Here is a 15,867-nt window from a genome sequence, read left to right as displayed (position 1 = left end):
GCGACCCCGGCATTCCAACGTGGAACGAAGGTCCTTCGGCCCTTAACGCAGCCTTCGGCAGCTGCTACATGGGTTGTTTATTTGCCAGTAATCATCGGCAAGTTCAGGCCCTGTTCCTTGGCGCAGTCGATCGCGATCTGGTAACCCGCATCGGCGTGACGCATGACGCCGGTCGCCGGGTCGTTGTGCAAGACGCGAGCAATACGCTCGGCCGCTTCATCAGTACCGTCGCAGACAATCACCATGCCCGAGTGCTGGGAGAAGCCCATGCCGACGCCGCCGCCATGGTGCAGGGAAACCCAGGTCGCGCCGCTCGCGGTGTTCAGCAGAGCGTTGAGCAGCGGCCAGTCGGACACAGCGTCGGAACCGTCCTGCATCGATTCAGTTTCGCGGTTCGGGCTGGCTACCGAACCGGAGTCCAGGTGGTCGCGACCGATCACGATTGGCGCGGACAATTCACCGCTGCGAACCATTTCGTTGAACGCCAGACCCAGCTTGGCGCGCAGGCCCAGGCCAACCCAGCAGATACGTGCCGGCAGGCCCTGGAAGCTGATGCGCTCGCGCGCCATGTCCAGCCAGTTGTGCAGGTGGGCGTCGTCCGGGATCAGCTCTTTTACTTTGGCGTCGGTCTTGTAGATGTCTTCGGCATTGCCGGACAGTGCAGCCCAACGGAATGGACCGATGCCGCGGCAGAACAGCGGACGGATGTAAGCCGGTACGAAGCCTGGGAAGTCGAATGCGTTTTCCACGCCTTCTTCCTGAGCCATCTGACGGATGTTGTTGCCGTAGTCGAAGGTCGGGATGCCCATTTTCTGGAAATCCAACATCGCTTTAACGTGCACGGCCATCGATTGCTTGGCGGCCTTCACAACAGCGGCCGGCTCGGTCTTGGCGCGAGCGCGGTACTCTTCCCAGGTCCAGCCAGCCGGCAGGTAACCGTTGAGCGGGTCGTGGGCGCTGGTCTGGTCGGTGACCATGTCCGGGCGCACGCCGCGCTTGACCAGTTCCGGCAGGATTTCCGCCGCGTTACCCAGCAGGGCGATGGAGATCGCTTTGCCTTCTTTGGTGTATTTGGCGATACGGGCCAGTGCGTCGTCGAGGTCGGTGGCTTGCTCATCGACATAACGGCTGTTCAGGCGGAAATCGATGCTGACCTGCTGGCATTCGATGTTCAGCGAGCAAGCGCCGGCCAGGGTCGCGGCCAGAGGTTGAGCGCCACCCATGCCGCCGAGGCCGGCGGTCAGGACCCAACGACCTTTGAGGTCATCGTTGTAGTGTTGGCGACCGGCTTCGACGAAGGTTTCGTAGGTGCCCTGGACGATGCCCTGGCTGCCGATGTAGATCCAGCTGCCGGCGGTCATCTGGCCGTACATGGCCAGGCCTTTGGCGTCGAGTTCGTTGAAGTGCTCCCAGCTCGCCCAGTGTGGCACCAGGTTGGAGTTGGCGATCAGTACGCGCGGGGCATTGGTGTGGGTCTTGAACACGCCGACCGGCTTGCCGGATTGCACCAGCAGGGTCTCGTCGTCATTCAGGTTGGTCAGGCTTTCGACGATCTTGTCGTAGCATTCCCAGTTACGCGCCGCACGACCGATACCACCGTAAACCACCAGTTCTTTAGGGTTCTCGGCGACTTCCGGGTCGAGGTTGTTCATCAACATGCGCAGCGGCGCTTCAGTCAGCCAGCTCTTGGCGGTCAGCTTGTTGCCGCGGGCGGCACGGATTTCTACGTCACGGTACTTAGTGGGCTTATTGTCAGTCACGAAAAAGACTCCTCAGCGATCAATTCAAACCAACCCTGGCGGTGGGCAAGCCAGCCTGTGCGCATCGTTGCGCCACAAGCGAATCAGTGGACGCTGCGAGGAGTCTCGGTCGACTCATACGCATACGTCTTTACTTGTACATACAAGCATATGCAATCAAGCGGCCAACTTGTTGGATGAGCATTCAAGAAAAGTTTCTGGAGGGCTGGAAGGCTTGTAGATAAAGGGTTTTGGTGGAGATGAAATTTTTCGTGGGGATTTGTGCGGGAGGGTGCCAGCTGTTACTTGAGCGTGGTTTTGCGCCACGCTGGGGCGTTCGGTAACAAAGTGGTGCGCATTTTCGAATCGCATGATCGTTCCCACGCTCTGCGTGGTAACGCCGCCAAGGACGCTCCGCGTCCGCTGTTGGCGACTGTGACGCGGAGCGTCACGGGATGCATTCCCACGCGGGAGCGTGGGAACGATCAGTGGAGGGGTTGAATCAGCGTGCGATCAGCTCAATCACACAGCACTGGCCGTTACTGGAGATTTCCAAAAGACCGTTATTACCATCAAGTTGCAGGCAATCATGGCGACCCAATTGCGCGTCGCTGTTACCGACCTTCACTTCAAGCGCTTCGGCAATGCTAAACACCAGCACCGTCCCCGCCGAAGTGAAAAACCGCTGCTCAGCGTCCAGCCACTGCAACCGCGCGCTGTAACGCTGCGGCGCATAAATCAGGTTGAAATCGCGAATCGGCCCGCCGAGCAAGGTGCACGAGACTTGGCTCTCACCGCTGAAGGCAAACGGGTCCAGCGGTAACAACGGCCGGGTGTCCTGGCCATCGACGCGCAAGGTCATACCGTCGCCTTGCAGCACGGTGATCACCCGCTCATAGCCGGCGAACGTCGAGAAACCGCCCGACTCACTGATGTCGGCAATCGACAGGCGCCAGCCGAAACCATCCAGACCGGTGCCGGCATCGCGGGTGATTTCTTCAGTGCTGCCGCCGCCGTTTTTCCACGGCATGCGCGGGTAATCTTTGGCGCGTAAAACCTTCGTTTTCATTTATGGAACCGACCTTCCAGACGATGACGGGAACCGGGGTGGATCAAACGGGCGGCGGTCACTGGCTGACGGCCGGACCAAGTGCGGCGACGGATCAGCAGGCACGGCTCGCCCTTTTCAATCTGTAGCAATTTGCACTCGGACGCCTCGGCCAGAATCGCCTCGACCACGTGCTCGCCTTCGGTCAGCGGCGCGACCTGGTTCAGATAGGCGTATGGCGTTTGCAGGGTGAAGTCCTGCTTGAGGTAGTCCGGCGCCACCAGTGCGTTGACGAAACGGTCTTCGATTTGCACCGGAATATCGTTTTCGAAATGCACGATCAGCGAGTGAAAGACTTTCTGGCCTTCACGCATGTCCAGGGCCAGTGCGCGCTCGGAACCGGCGGCCTCTTCTTCGAGGGTGATGACCTTGCAGGTGTGGCGATGGCCACGGGACGCGATTTCGTCGGCGATGTTGTGCACTTCAAACAGCGCGGACTGACTTTTCGGCTCGGCGACGAACGTACCGACGCCTTGCATGCGCACCAGCAGGCCGTCGGCGGTCATCTCGCGCAGGGCGCGGTTGATGGTCATGCGGCTGAAACCCAACTGGTTGACCAGCTCGCTTTCCGATGGAACGCGGTAATGCGGCGGCCAGTTTCCACTGTCGATTTGCTGGGTGATCATCTGTTTGACGCGGGCGTACAAGGGCGCCGGACTGTCGCCCAGATTGGCACTCAGCGGCGATGTGGCAGGCGGAGTCGGCACGGTTAATCCTTGATCATCTGTTAGAGGTTGCTAGCTTGCCGGAGTTTACCGAGCAGGCAAACGTCTGTATATGTATATACAAATAACACACGATGGGGTGCTGAACCATGTCCGCCTTCTTTGCCGAACGCGCGCTGCTGCCTAGTGGATGGGCCAACAATGTACGTCTTGAGGTCAGCGCCGACGGCGTTTTGACCCATATCCAGGCCGATTCCCATGCAGATGGCGCCGAACGGCTAAGCGGTCCGCTGCTGCCGGGGATGCCCAATCTGCACTCCCACGCTTTCCAGCGGGCCATGGCCGGATTGGCCGAAGTGGCCGGTAATCCGAACGACAGTTTCTGGACCTGGCGCGATCTGATGTATCGCCTCGTCGGAAAAATCAGCCCGGAGCAACTCGGTGTGATCGCCCGTCAGCTGTACATCGAAATGCTCAAGGCCGGTTACACCTCGGTCGCGGAATTTCATTACGTACACCACGATACCAATGGCCAGCCTTACGCTGACCCGGCGGAACTGGCGCTGCGCATCAGCCAGGCCGCCAGCTCCGCCGGTATCGGCCTGACGTTGTTGCCGGTGCTTTACAGCCATTCCGGTTTCGGTGGCCAGGCCCCGAACGAAGGCCAGCGCCGGTTTATCAACAGCACCGAAAACTACCTCACGCTTCAGTCGCGTTTGCAGCCGATCCTGGCGCAGCAACCGGCGCAGTCGCTGGGGCTGTGTTTCCACTCGTTGCGCGCGGTCACGCCGCAGCAGATCCGCGAAGTGCTGGCTGCCAGCGACAAGCAATGCCCGGTACACATCCACATCGCCGAACAGCAGAAGGAAGTCGATGACTGCCTGAGCTGGAGCGGTCGTCGTCCGCTGCAATGGCTGTACGAAAATACCGAGGTCGACCAACGCTGGTGCCTGGTCCACGCAACCCACGCCAACCCGGAAGAAGTCACGCTGATGGCCAAGAGTCGCGCCATCGCCGGCCTGTGCCTGACCACCGAAGCCAACCTCGGCGACGGGATTTTCCCGGCGGTGGATTTCCTCGCCCAGGGCGGGCGCATGGGTATCGGTTCCGACAGCCATGTGTCATTGAGCGTGGTGGAAGAATTGCGTTGGCTGGAATACGGCCAGCGTCTGCGGGATCAGCGGCGTAATCGGTTGTATGGCGCGGACCAGCCGATGGTCGGCCGCACGTTGTACGACGCGGCGCTGGATGGTGGTGCTCAGGCGCTGGGTCAGCCGATCGGTGCGCTGGAAGTGGGCAAACGGGCGGATTGGCTGGTGCTCGATGGCAACGATCCGTACCTGGCAACGGCCAGTGGCGACGGGATTTTGAATCGCTGGTTGTTTGCCGGCGGCGATCGTCAGGTGCGCGATGTATTGGTCAACGGCCAATGGGTTGTGCGTGACGGGCGACATGCCGGCGAAGAAGAAAGCAGCCGCGCGTTTACCCAAGTCCTGCGCGATCTGCTCGGATAATCCCTAACCGATCGTTCCCACGCTCTGCGTGGGAATGCAGCCCGTGACGCTCCGCGTCACTGGACGCGGAGCGTCCCTAGAGGCATTCCCACGCAGAGCGTGGGAACGATCTGTAGCCGAGTGATCAGTTCGACGTCTTGGCCATCTTCGTATCCGACGCACGCCAGATCAGCCGCGTCGTGTCGTAACCCTGCTGCCGCGCCTTGCTCAGCAGTTCTTCACGCACCACACCATTGACAGTCGGGGTCCGTGACAGCAGCCACAGGTACTTGCGGCTCGGGTCGCCAACAATGGCGGTCTTGTAGTCGTCGCTGACGTACAGCACCCAGTACTCACCCTTCGCCACACCCGGAATCAGCCGCGAAAACCAGTTGTCGAACTGGACCCATAGCTTATCGGTCTTGCCCGGCACCTGTGGCCAGGCCGTGCCCTTGGCTTCTTCCCACTGCCAATCCGGCGTCAGGCAGCGGTTGAGCACCGCCACGTTGCCGTCAGGCAAGAGCGTGTAATGGGCTTCGGATTGCGCGCAGTTGCGCTGGAAATACATCGGCAGGCGGGCCAACTCGTACCAGGTGCCCTGGTAGCGCTTGAGGTTGACGCTGCTGGCAGTCTTAGGTGCCAACGGATCTACGCCAGAAGAGGCGCAGCCGGCCAATACCAGGCCGGCAAAAAGAACTATCAATAACCGCTTCATTGTTTTTCTCCCGCGGGCGCGTAGCCCCGGTTTACTTCAGGCCTTGGCCGGAAAACATCAGCACTTTGTCACCGGCGTACTGCACGCTGATAAAGCTGTTTTTGTCGCCCCAGGTGCAACTGGACATCCCAAGCGCGCCCGAACAATCGGCGGGTTTGCCCAGCAAGGTTTCAACCTCGGCCTTGGGCATGCCGGCCGACAGCTTGGAGTAGTTCTCCTGATTGACCTTGCTGCACGCGACCAACAACACGCAGAACGAGAGCAAGGCGATAGATCGCAGCGACATGGTGTAGCTCCTGGGGCGAAGGGGGTTGGCATGGCTGCCAAGCTGAAGCTTAGAAGAGAAAACCCCGATCTGGTTCCCCGACCGCCCGGCTATTTGTTATCCCGCTCGTCTGCCTTTTACCAATAAATCAGCGACTTTCTCGTGCTGTTGGGTAATTCGTCGGTTTTCGCAAAATAACGCCTAATCTTTGGCGTCGCCCTGTCGACATAGAAGCAGCGCAAAGCCCTCTCTGTGGCAAATTGACGCTCCTCGCTGACCAGCCCCTCCGCGGTAGTACACCTAATGACCAGAAACATGAAATTCAGCCACAAGATTCTGCTGGCAGCCGCCCTCGTGGTCGCCGTTGCGTTCGCCTGCTTTATCCTGTTCAACGACTACCGCCAGCGCGAGACCCTGCGCAGCAGTACCGAATCCTCGATGCAGGAACTCGGCAGCCTGACCACCAGCAACATCCAGACCTGGCTGGAAAGCCGCATCCAGTTGCTGCAATCGTTGTCGCAACAGATCGCCGTGGATGGCAGCGCCCCGGCCAGCCTGAAACGCGCCATCGACCTGCCGGCCTACACCGGCAACTTCCAGTTGAGCTACTTCGGCAGCACCGAAGGTGTAATGACCTCGATTCCGGCCGGCAACCGCGCCGCCGACTACGACCCACGCGCCCGTGGCTGGTACAAGGCCGCCGACAGCGCGCGGCAAACCATCGTCACCGAACCGTACATCGCCGCTTCGTCGGGCAAACTGGTGATCACCGTCGCCACGCCGGTGCAGCATGAGAACAAGATGATCGGCGTCGCCGGCGCGGACATCGACCTGACCAGCGTCAGCGCGATCATCAACTCGCTGAACTTCGGCGGTCACGGCCACGCATTCATCGTCAGCGCCGATGGCAAGATCCTGATCCACCCGAACAGCAAACTGGTGCTCAAGACCTTGGCCGAGGCCTACCCGAACGGCGCTCCACGGGTGAGCCCGGGCCTGAAAGAAGTCGAACTCGACGGCAAGTCGCAGTTCATCTCCTTCACCCACGTCAACGGTGTGCCGTCGGCGGACTGGTATGTGGCGCTGGTGCTGGATCAAGACACCGCGTTCTCGATGCTTAGCGAGTTCCGCACCTCGGCGATCATCGCCATGGTTATCGCCGTCGTCATCATCATCGCGCTGCTGGGCATGCTGATCAGCTTCCTGATGCAGCCACTGCTGACCATGGGTCGCGCGATGCATGACATCGCCGAAGGTGAAGGCGATTTGACCAAACGCCTGACCATTCACGGCCATGATGAATTCGGTGCGTTGGGCACTTCGTTCAACCGTTTTGTGGAACGGATTCACACCTCGATCCGCGAAGTGGCCTCGGCCACCGGTCAGGTCAACGAGGTCGCCTTGCGTGTGGTCGCTGCGTCGAACTCTTCGATGTTCAACTCCGACCAACAAGCCTCGCGCACCAGCAGCGTCGCCGCGGCGATCAACGAGCTGGGCGCCGCCGCCCAGGAAATCGCCCAGAACGCCGCCCTCGCCTCTCAACACTCCAGCGACGCCCGCGCCCTGGCCGAAGACGGTCAACAGGTTGTGGATAAAACCATCGCGGCGATGCAGCAGCTGTCGGCGAAGATCAGCGATTCGTGCGGCAACATCGAAACGCTCAACAGCAACACGGTGAACATCGGCCAGATTCTGGAAGTGATCACCAGCATTTCCCAACAGACCAACCTGCTGGCCTTGAACGCGGCGATTGAAGCGGCGCGTGCCGGTGAAGCCGGACGCGGTTTTGCCGTGGTTGCCGACGAAGTGCGCAACCTCGCCCACCGCACCCAGGATTCAGCGCAGCAAGTGCAAAAGATGATCGAAGAGCTGCAAGTCGGCGCCCGGGAAGCCGTGAGCACCATGACCGACAGCCAGCGCCAGAGTGAAAGCAGCGTTGGCATCGCCAACCAGGCCGGCGAACGCCTGGGCAGCGTGACTCAGCGTATCGGCGAGATCGACGGGATGAACCAGTCTGTAGCGACCGCGACTGAAGAGCAGACGGCCGTAGTGGAGTCGATCAACGTCGACATTACCGAGATCAACACGCTGAATCAGGAAGGGGTGGAGAACTTGCAGGCGACGTTGCGCGCGTGCTCTGATCTTGAGCAGCAAGCGGCGCGGTTGAAGCAGTTGGTGGGTAGTTTCAGGATTTAAGCTGTTCTCGCGGGCAGCCTCACTCCTACAGAATTAGCGCCGCATTTTGAACCGCGCGCAACCTGTAGGAGCGAGGCTTGCCCGCGAAGACGGCATCAGCAGCGATGGAGATCCAAGCACTTCGCGAAAAACGTCGGTCGGCACACGCTGACGCAGGACTGAATTAAGACTAAACTCGGTCCTATTCAATCTGGCGAGGCCCACATCATGAAGCTTTCATCTCAAATCAAGCCGATCAGCTATCTGAAAAGTCACACTGCCGAAATCGTCAAAACCATCACAGAAAGCCGTGAACCCTTGGTCATCACCCAAAATGGCGAAGCGAAGCTGGTGGTCATGGATGTGAAAAGCTTTGAAGAACAAGAAGACACCATGGCTCTGTTGAAGCTCTTGGCGATGGGTAATCGGGAGATTGAAGAAGGCAAATTTCGGGATGCCGAAGATGTCTTTGCAGAACTGGACAGGATCGATCATCAATGAGTTTTAAGGTCGTCATTCTTCAGTCAGCCGAAACAGACCTCAAAGATCTACGTACCTATCTCATCAAACACTTCTCTACCCAGACTTGGCAAAGCACCTATTCCAGCCTGAAGGCGGCCATCCGTCATTTGGGGAGCGTGCCTTATGCAGGATCCATCCCGGATGAAATCGAGAAGCTCAACCTCAGCCAATATCGACAAACCCTCTCGGGGATGAATCGCGTCATTTATGAAGTGCGAGAGCAAACGGTCTACGTCCACATCATTGCCGACACACGCAGAGATCTACCGACATTGCTGATGAAGCGGCTATTGCAAAACAATCCTTGAACTAGAACCTCGAACCTGGCCCGCTTAGAAACTCAACTTCCTCAGCCGTAGACTCACGCCCCAACACCCCATTGCGATGGGGAAACCGTCCAAACCGCGCAATCACCTTCTGATGCCGCTCGGCATAATCCAGATTATCGGCAAACACTGCCCGATCGGCTTCTGGCTGCTCGGCAACCAATGCGATAAACCGCGAAACCGCTTCGTTCTGCACCGCCAGATTCTCGCAATGCTCAAACACCAGGTAAATGAACACCCGCTGAATCGGCCGTAACTGCCGATCAAAATCCGCGGCAATGCCTTGCGCCACCAGGGCTTGGGCCCGGAGATCACCAGAGAAGGATTTGGGAGTGTCGCGAAAGATCATTCGCGGGAGTTGATCGAGTAGCAGCACCAAGGCCAACCAACCTTCCGGGCGTTGCGCCCAGTCAGTCAATCCGCCGGCCAGTGCCTGCTCGACCCAGTCCCCGAAACGCTCGCGCGCTTCGAGGTCCTGGCTGTCGCGCTTGCCGAACCATAACTTGCCTTTGTCAGCCGCTACATCGTCGGGGGATTCGGCTTTACCAAACCACCATTCGAGCAACGGCTGCCAGGGCGCGGTCATGGGTTTATTCCTTGTGGTAAGCCGTGACGCGTGCGACTTCTTCTTTCGAGCCGAGGAACACCGCTACGCGCTGGTGCAGGCCATCTGGCTTGATGTCGAGGATGCGCTGGTGACCATCGGTGGACGCGCCGCCAGCCTGTTCGACCAGGAACGACATCGGGTTGGCTTCGTACATCAAACGCAGTTTGCCCGGCTTCGATGGCTCGCGGCTGTCGCGTGGGTACATGAACAGGCCGCCACGGGTCAGGATGCGATGCACGTCAGCAACCATCGCCGCGACCCAGCGCATGTTGTAGTTCTTTTTCAGCGGGCCTTCATCGCCCGCCAGCAATTCGCCGACGTAGCGTTGTACCGGTGCTTCCCAGTGACGCTGGTTGGACGAGTTGATTGCGAATTCCTGAGTGGACTCCGGGATCTGGATGTCTTCGTGGGTCAGCACGAAGCTGCCCATTTCACGGTCCAGGGTAAAGCCTTTGACGCCATCACCCAGGGTCAGCACCAGCATGGTCTGCGGGCCGTAGATGGCATAACCGGCAGCGACTTGTTGGGTGCCCGGCTGCAGGAAGGCCTTTTCATTCAAAGGCTCGTTCTGGGTCAGGTATTCGTTCGGGCATCGCAGTACGGAGAAGATGGTGCCGACCGGGGCGTTGATGTCGATGTTCGACGAGCCGTCCAGTGGGTCGAATACCAGCAGGTACGCGCCTTTCGGGTATTTGCCCGGGATCTGGTAGGCATTGTCCATTTCTTCGGACGCCATGCCAGCCAGGTGACCGCCCCATTCGTTGGCTTCAAGCAGGATCTCGTTGGAGATCACGTCGAGCTTCTTCTGCACTTCGCCTTGGACGTTTTCAGTGCCCATGCTGCCCAGAACGCCGCCCAGGGCGCCCTTGGAGACGGCGTGGCTGATTTCTTTACAGGCGCGCGCCACCACTTCGATCAGGAAACGCAGATCGGCAGGGGTGTTGTTGCTACGGGTCTGCTCAATCAAATAGCGACTCAGGGTAACGCGAGACATGGAAGGCTCCGGTGGAATGGGGGGGCTAAAAACCCGCGCAGTTTAACGCGAGTCGGGGCGCATTTCCTCCTATCAGACGTGATACACCCAATAGAGTTCATGTGCGGGGTTGAGCGTAGTTCGAATCGAAGATCTTTACCGCTCGATAAACCGCTATCGCGAGCAAGCTCGCTCTCACAGGGGAATGCATTCCATTGTGGGAGCGAGCTTGCTTGCGATTGGCTGCGCAGCAACCACTTTCAAGGCTTGACCGGGGGTTTGCGCAACAGACTGAACGCCATCACCGCCAGAAACAGCACACTCAGCAACAACACCGCCCACAACCCGAACTTCTTCCAGTTGGTATCAGCCGTCGCCGCCGCAACCGCCGTCGGCGTCTGTGTCACCAGCGTCCCGCCATCGACCGCGGCCTTGCCCAGCGAGGCAAATTTCGCCGCGCTGTAATCCGGGATCAACGTCGACAACGGCAAATTCGCCGTTTTCACCGTCGCACTGCCCAGCGCCAGCGTATACGGCCCGGCGCCGCGCGCCAGGAACACTACTTGCGTCGAGCGTACGGCGAATTTCACGGTCGGCGCCTCAGCGCCGAGGCCACCACCGCGCTCGTCCACCATCAGTTTCAATTGCTGTACGGTTTGCCCCGACAGCTGCAATTCGTTCTGCACCACGTCCTGGCCGTTCTGGGTCAGGCGATACAGCAAACCGCCGCTCAGTGGTTGCCACGGCAAGCTGCTCTCGCGCCGACCGGACAAGGTCACCGGCGCCAGGCTGTTGGGCTGATTCAACTCGACCTGCACGCGCTCGACATTCAGGCCCATCGGCAATTGCCAGGTGTACTCACCGGCCTTCACGCTGCTGCCGACCAAGGGTTGCGACCAGACCAACGGCAACGGCAGGCTGCGGGTGCTGGCGCTTTCCAGTTGCGCGGAAGTCAGCGTCGGCGCCGATTGCGGGGTGTTCCACAGCAAACGCAGATAGCGCGCCGATTGCCCCGGCAGGCCGACTTCATGCTGCTCGACCCGCTCGTCGGCAAACGACAGCCGCGCCACCTGCCCTTCGCCCCACGACTGCCAATGCTGCAAGTCGTCGCTGGCTTCGATGCTGAAACGCTGGAAGCCGTCGCGCTCGCTGGTCCAGTCGAGGATCAACTGCTGCAACGGTGCCTTGATCCCGCTGGCGTCGAGCAACCAGCCACGCAGCACTTCTTCGCCCACCTCCAGTTGAGTGGACGGCTGCACTTCCACCAGCGTGCCGTTGGCGCTCGATTGCACCCGCACACTCGGCGCACGTTCGGTGGCGTCTGCCGAGTTATATAGCGGGAACCACTTCACGTCGGTCGTGGTGCGGTTCTCGGCGGACTGCGCGGTTTCCCGGGCCAAGGCGTAGGCCTGAGGTTCACCGGCCGCGTTGAACACGCGCACGTCGCTGAGATCGGTCTGCCGCGCGTTAAGTTGCACGCTCAGCGGCAGTTCGAGGCGATACCACGGGCCTTCCCCGCTCACGGAAAGCGGCACTTGAGTGCTGAAATCCGACGGTTTTTCCTGGGCGCTGGCCGACATCGCCACGCCCAGCGCAACAGCGCCCAACCACCCCAGGTTCAGCTTCTGACTCAAGACGACACTCCTTCGGTTGCAGGGGCCGGTTTTTCAGCCTCCGGCTCGGCTTCGGCGCGCTTGGGCGGCAACGGGGCGAAATAGCCCACCACCAGCAGCAACACGCCAACGCCAATAAACGAGACGATCCGGGCGAGTCCGCCACGGTTACTCAATTCAACAAAGAACAACTTGGCCACCACCACACCAATCAGTGCGGCGCCGATCAACCAGACTTCTCGACGATGACGCAGATGGCCGCCGATCATCAGGCCCAGCGCCATCAAGGTCCAAACGATCGACAGACCGGCCTGCACCTGCATCGACGGGAGTAATAGGTCCAGCTCGAACGGTACGCCGCCCCAATGGTGAGCCGTGCGCGTGACCACTGCGGAGAAAAAGGCGAACAACGAAATGCCGGCGATCAATTGTGTGGCGTGTTCGGCGTAAACCTTCGGCAAAGCAAATTGCGTCACCGCACTGCGCGACCAGACGTATACGCCGAACAGCGCAAACAGCAGGCCCAATTCCAGCGGGTTGATCAACGGTACGTAAGGCAGCGGCTCGGCGGTGCCGTCGCTGACACCATTCGCCAGCCAGAACCAGCCAAGCATCAGCAGCGCCAACGGCGCGGCGGCATAGACCCGGTATTCGCGCGCATACGCCGACACCGGCCATGGCCAATTACGCGGTGCGGCCGCCAGCACCAGATACAGACTCGGCAGAATCGCCCAACCCAACCAGCGCCAGGCGTTGTACTGCTCGGACAACAACAGCAAACCGTAACGCAGCTCCAGGGCCAGTACACCGATCAACAGCCAGCAGCCGAGCACGTGGGCAGTACTGAGGGCGCGTGCCGGCAGCATCGGCGCCAAACGCCGCAACGAGATGAAATGCACGACGAACACCGCTGCCCACACCAGCCAGCCGAAATTGGCCGCCGGGTGATAGCGCGACTGCCACGCGCCAAGCAACACCAGCCCCGCCACTGGCATCAGGAAGGTGCAGAGCAAGCCCAGCGCCGACCATTTAAGCCGCAGCGCCAACACGGTCCACAGCGCCACACTCAGCGCCGCGACGGCCAGCAACAAGGTCGTTTGCAGATTCAACGGGGCAAAGCGCAGCACTTCACTGAACCACGCCAGCGCCCACCAGCCCGCGCCCCACACCAGCAGCAATTCGGACAAGCGACTCAGGCTCAGCACATCAAACGCCGAAGCGTGGTTGCCAAGCTGCAGACGCCACGCCCCGACCAGCGCGGCCAACCCGAGCACCAATGGCGTCCAGAAACCGCTATGGGCCAATGGTCGTAATCCTTCACTGGCCAACGGCCCCAGCAGATCCGGACCGGCGAACAGGAACGCCGCACCACCGATCACCTGCAACAGCAGACCGAAGACAAAACTCACGCGCTGCTTGAGGTACAAACTCAACCAAATGATGAACAAACCGCTGGCAGCCCATACCGCACTCGCCGTTTGCCAGGGCAGTACGAACAGCACGGCGAGGTTGATCAGCACCAGACCGGCCAGCAATATCACCGACAAGCCACGCAGCAAGCGCACGTCGCTGCGGACCATCTCATCACGGGCCGCCAGCAACATGCCGGCGATCAATGCAAGTCCAATCAGCGAGGCACTGAGCAAGCCGCTCCAGCCAGCGCTGAACACCGCCGACGAATCACCGCTCGCCCCTTGCAACCGCAACAGGAACAACGCGCCACCGAGCAATTGCACGGCAAACGCGGTGAACAGGAACGTGCGCGATTGCAGGCGCAGGCCGACGAACAGCGTCGCCAGCCCGGCCAGCGCCCAGCTGATCGCCGTGCCGTGGGTCAGGAAGAATAACGGCGCCAGCAGATACAGGAAGGTCAGGCCGAGGCATGCCAACGCTGGCAGGCATTGGCGTTCCCACTCGGAAGCCTGCTCCGGCAGGGCTTTGCGCAATTGGTAGAAGCTGAACAGCAACGCCACGCCGAGCATCAACGCGCCCAGCCATGAACCGTTCAACAGGCTGCTTGCGCCAGCCTGCAATTCACTCAGAAATGCCAACGCCGAACCCAGTTGCAGCAGCAAAGCGAAGGCACGGGCCAGTGGCCGTTGCTGACGCAGGCCGAGCCAGAAGATCCCCGCGCCTTCCACGGCCCAGGCGGCAGCGGTCCAGCGAGCGTCAAGGCCCAAAGGAATCGCCAGGCTGGTGAAGATCACGCCCAGTGCCAGGCATGTTTCCGCCAGCAGCAACGCGCGACCGCCCATGAGCAATCGGGCCAGCCCCATGTAGAGCATGCCCAGCGCCAGCGCGCTGAACGCAGCGGCGAACTCCAGGTGCTGGACCAGCGCGAACTGCAAACCGAAGCCCACCAACGGCGGCCCGAACAGCATTGTGCCGTCGACGTAATCGCCCTTGCGCGCCGACCAGTGCAGCAAAGCCTGGCGACTGTCGTCCGCCGGTGCGTCGGTCATCTCCAACAGCTTGCGCCGGGTGAACAGCAGGCCGATGCCCAGGTACATCAGGAAGAACAGAATCAGAAACGGTTCGGTGCTCCACAGCAGTTCCGGCGCATAGGAACGCAAGCCCCAGGCAAAGCCGATGCCGAAAGTCCCGACGAAACCGATCAGATTGAGCAATCGCCAGGCCTTGAACCAGGCAATGGCGAGGATGCCGGCATTGAGCAGGGCAAAGTAGCTGAACAGCGCGACGTGATTGCCGGCGCCGGTCGAAGTCAGGATCGGCGCGGCGAAACCGCCCAACGCGGCGGCACAGGCCAGGGCCAGGGAATCCTGGGTGATCGCCAGAATCGCCGAGAACACTGTCACCGCCACCAGCAGGCCGAGAGCTGCCGTTGGATCGAGCAGCGGGTGCAAGCGCATCGCGGCGAACACCGTCAGGTACAACACGGCAATCCCGGTGCCTTGCAACATCAGCGCGTATTGGGTGTTGCGATGGCGCAGCCACCAGCCCAGACCGAGCAAGCCCAGGGCGCTGGCGGCAACGCCGGCGTAACGCATCTCGATCGGCACCACCATGCCTTCGGTGGCGTAGCGCAGCAGGAATGCCAGACCGAGGAACAACAGCACCACGCCAACCCGCAGCACGGTGTTGCCACCGAACAGCCAGTTGCGGGCGCCGTTGATGGCGCGGTCGAAGACATTGGGTTCGCGTGGAACCGCCGGTTGGCGCGGTTCGCGGGCGACCGGTTCCGGAGTCCAGACATCGACGGGCAGCGGACGGCTGGTTTCGGTGGCGGCGGCGGCGGCGGTGATCGGTTCGAGTTCAGGCGGGAGATCCCAGATCATCTCCGGGGATTCGGCGGGGGCTTTGAAGGAGATGTCGTCGAGGATGAATTCAGGGGCGGCAACGGATTCGTTGACTTCAGGTTGACTGCCTTCGGGCTGAGCGACATCCGGCGCTTTGACGCCAGCGCCCTCCAGCGCTAGCAAGCGTTGCAGCAGCGTATTGAGCGCCACCTGTGTCTGCTCAAGCAGACGGTGTTGCTCGGCCGCTTGCGAGCCCAGACGACCAATGCGAATGGCCTGGCCGATGCCCAACCCGAGCAACGCGCCCAACAGCGCATCGCTGAGCGACTCGTCGAGTACCCAGCCCAGCACCAAGCCAATCAGCATGAAAATCCATTGCATGGTCGATATCCCTAAGCGGCCCATTGCC

General features: G+C 60.7%; 13 protein-coding genes and 1 pseudogene. 5 read left to right on the top strand and 9 right to left on the bottom strand.

Translation table 11 applies throughout. The features are described from left to right. Window positions 1–77 precede the first annotated feature (77 nt). The 3 genes from hutU to hutC form a co-directional block, all read right to left on the bottom strand. Complete coding sequence (hutU, locus tag ACA071_RS01910) at window positions 78–1,760, bottom strand: urocanate hydratase (protein ID WP_497642900.1); 1,683 nt, start codon at window positions 1,758–1,760, stop codon at window positions 78–80. A gap of 481 nt (window positions 1,761–2,241) precedes the next feature. Then, window positions 2,242–2,808: a HutD/Ves family protein gene (locus tag ACA071_RS01905; protein ID WP_497642899.1), complete on the bottom strand. Its 567-nt coding sequence runs from the start codon at window positions 2,806–2,808 to the stop codon at window positions 2,242–2,244. Continuing rightward, window positions 2,805–3,473 carry a histidine utilization transcriptional repressor HutC gene (gene hutC, locus ACA071_RS01900; RefSeq protein ID WP_236713266.1) on the bottom strand — a complete coding sequence of 223 codons (669 nt, stop codon included), beginning with the start codon at window positions 3,471–3,473 and terminating at the stop codon, window positions 2,805–2,807. Before hutC ends, ACA071_RS01905 begins: the two co-directional genes overlap by 4 nt. A 188-nt stretch (window positions 3,474–3,661) precedes the next feature. Here hutC and ACA071_RS01895 point away from each other — a divergent pair, with 188 nt between their 5' ends. After that, window positions 3,662–5,026 (top strand): formimidoylglutamate deiminase, encoded by a 1,365-nt coding sequence (locus tag ACA071_RS01895; protein ID WP_497642898.1) that lies wholly within the window; start codon window positions 3,662–3,664, stop codon window positions 5,024–5,026. 124 nt (window positions 5,027–5,150) lie between these two features. Here ACA071_RS01895 and ACA071_RS01890 read toward each other — a convergent pair whose 3' ends face one another. Both ACA071_RS01890 and ACA071_RS01885 read right to left on the bottom strand, forming a co-directional pair. Next, on the bottom strand, window positions 5,151–5,720 hold the full coding sequence (locus ACA071_RS01890; protein WP_497642897.1) for a lipocalin family protein: 570 nt from the start codon (window positions 5,718–5,720) through the stop codon (window positions 5,151–5,153). Between the two features lie 31 nt (window positions 5,721–5,751). Then, on the bottom strand, window positions 5,752–6,006 hold the full coding sequence (locus ACA071_RS01885) for a hypothetical protein (RefSeq protein ID WP_497642896.1): 255 nt from the start codon (window positions 6,004–6,006) through the stop codon (window positions 5,752–5,754). A 282-nt stretch (window positions 6,007–6,288) separates the two neighbouring features. On the opposite strand from ACA071_RS01885, the pseudogene ACA071_RS01880 reads away from it, so the two are divergent. From ACA071_RS01880 to ACA071_RS01865, 4 genes and pseudogenes are all read left to right on the top strand, one after another. Further along, a pseudogene (locus ACA071_RS01880) lies at window positions 6,289–7,323 on the top strand (HAMP domain-containing protein); the annotation flags it as partial. Between the two features lie 93 nt (window positions 7,324–7,416). Beyond that, the gene (locus tag ACA071_RS01875) at window positions 7,417–8,181 is read left to right on the top strand and encodes a methyl-accepting chemotaxis protein (protein WP_371927683.1); all 765 of its coding nucleotides are present in this window, start codon (window positions 7,417–7,419) and stop codon (window positions 8,179–8,181) included. A gap of 207 nt (window positions 8,182–8,388) precedes the next feature. Then, the gene (locus ACA071_RS01870; protein WP_497642895.1) at window positions 8,389–8,661 is read left to right on the top strand and encodes a type II toxin-antitoxin system Phd/YefM family antitoxin; all 273 of its coding nucleotides are present in this window, start codon (window positions 8,389–8,391) and stop codon (window positions 8,659–8,661) included. Then, the gene (locus tag ACA071_RS01865) at window positions 8,658–8,990 is read left to right on the top strand and encodes a type II toxin-antitoxin system RelE/ParE family toxin (protein ID WP_497642894.1); all 333 of its coding nucleotides are present in this window, start codon (window positions 8,658–8,660) and stop codon (window positions 8,988–8,990) included. Before ACA071_RS01870 ends, ACA071_RS01865 begins: the two co-directional genes overlap by 4 nt. A 1-nt stretch (window position 8,991) precedes the next feature. Here the strand turns inward: ACA071_RS01865 and ACA071_RS01860 are convergent, their stop codons facing one another. The 4 genes from ACA071_RS01860 to ACA071_RS01845 form a co-directional block, all read right to left on the bottom strand. After that, window positions 8,992–9,594, bottom strand: coding sequence for a DUF924 family protein (locus ACA071_RS01860; RefSeq protein ID WP_497642893.1), 603 nt, complete (start codon window positions 9,592–9,594; stop codon window positions 8,992–8,994). A 4-nt stretch (window positions 9,595–9,598) separates the two neighbouring features. Continuing rightward, the gene (locus ACA071_RS01855; protein ID WP_497642892.1) at window positions 9,599–10,609 is read right to left on the bottom strand and encodes a class 1 fructose-bisphosphatase; all 1,011 of its coding nucleotides are present in this window, start codon (window positions 10,607–10,609) and stop codon (window positions 9,599–9,601) included. A 239-nt stretch (window positions 10,610–10,848) separates the two neighbouring features. Next, the gene (locus ACA071_RS01850) at window positions 10,849–12,222 is read right to left on the bottom strand and encodes a DUF3999 domain-containing protein (protein ID WP_497642891.1); all 1,374 of its coding nucleotides are present in this window, start codon (window positions 12,220–12,222) and stop codon (window positions 10,849–10,851) included. Continuing rightward, window positions 12,219–15,839: a DUF2339 domain-containing protein gene (locus ACA071_RS01845; protein WP_497642890.1), complete on the bottom strand. Its 3,621-nt coding sequence runs from the start codon at window positions 15,837–15,839 to the stop codon at window positions 12,219–12,221. Before ACA071_RS01845 ends, ACA071_RS01850 begins: the two co-directional genes overlap by 4 nt. Between the last annotated feature and the right edge of the window lie 28 nt (window positions 15,840–15,867).

Source organism: Pseudomonas sp. LBUM1646, from assembly GCF_059716165.1.
Note: the sequence above shows the minus strand (reverse complement) of the source record. Positions and strands in the feature narration are given on the sequence as shown.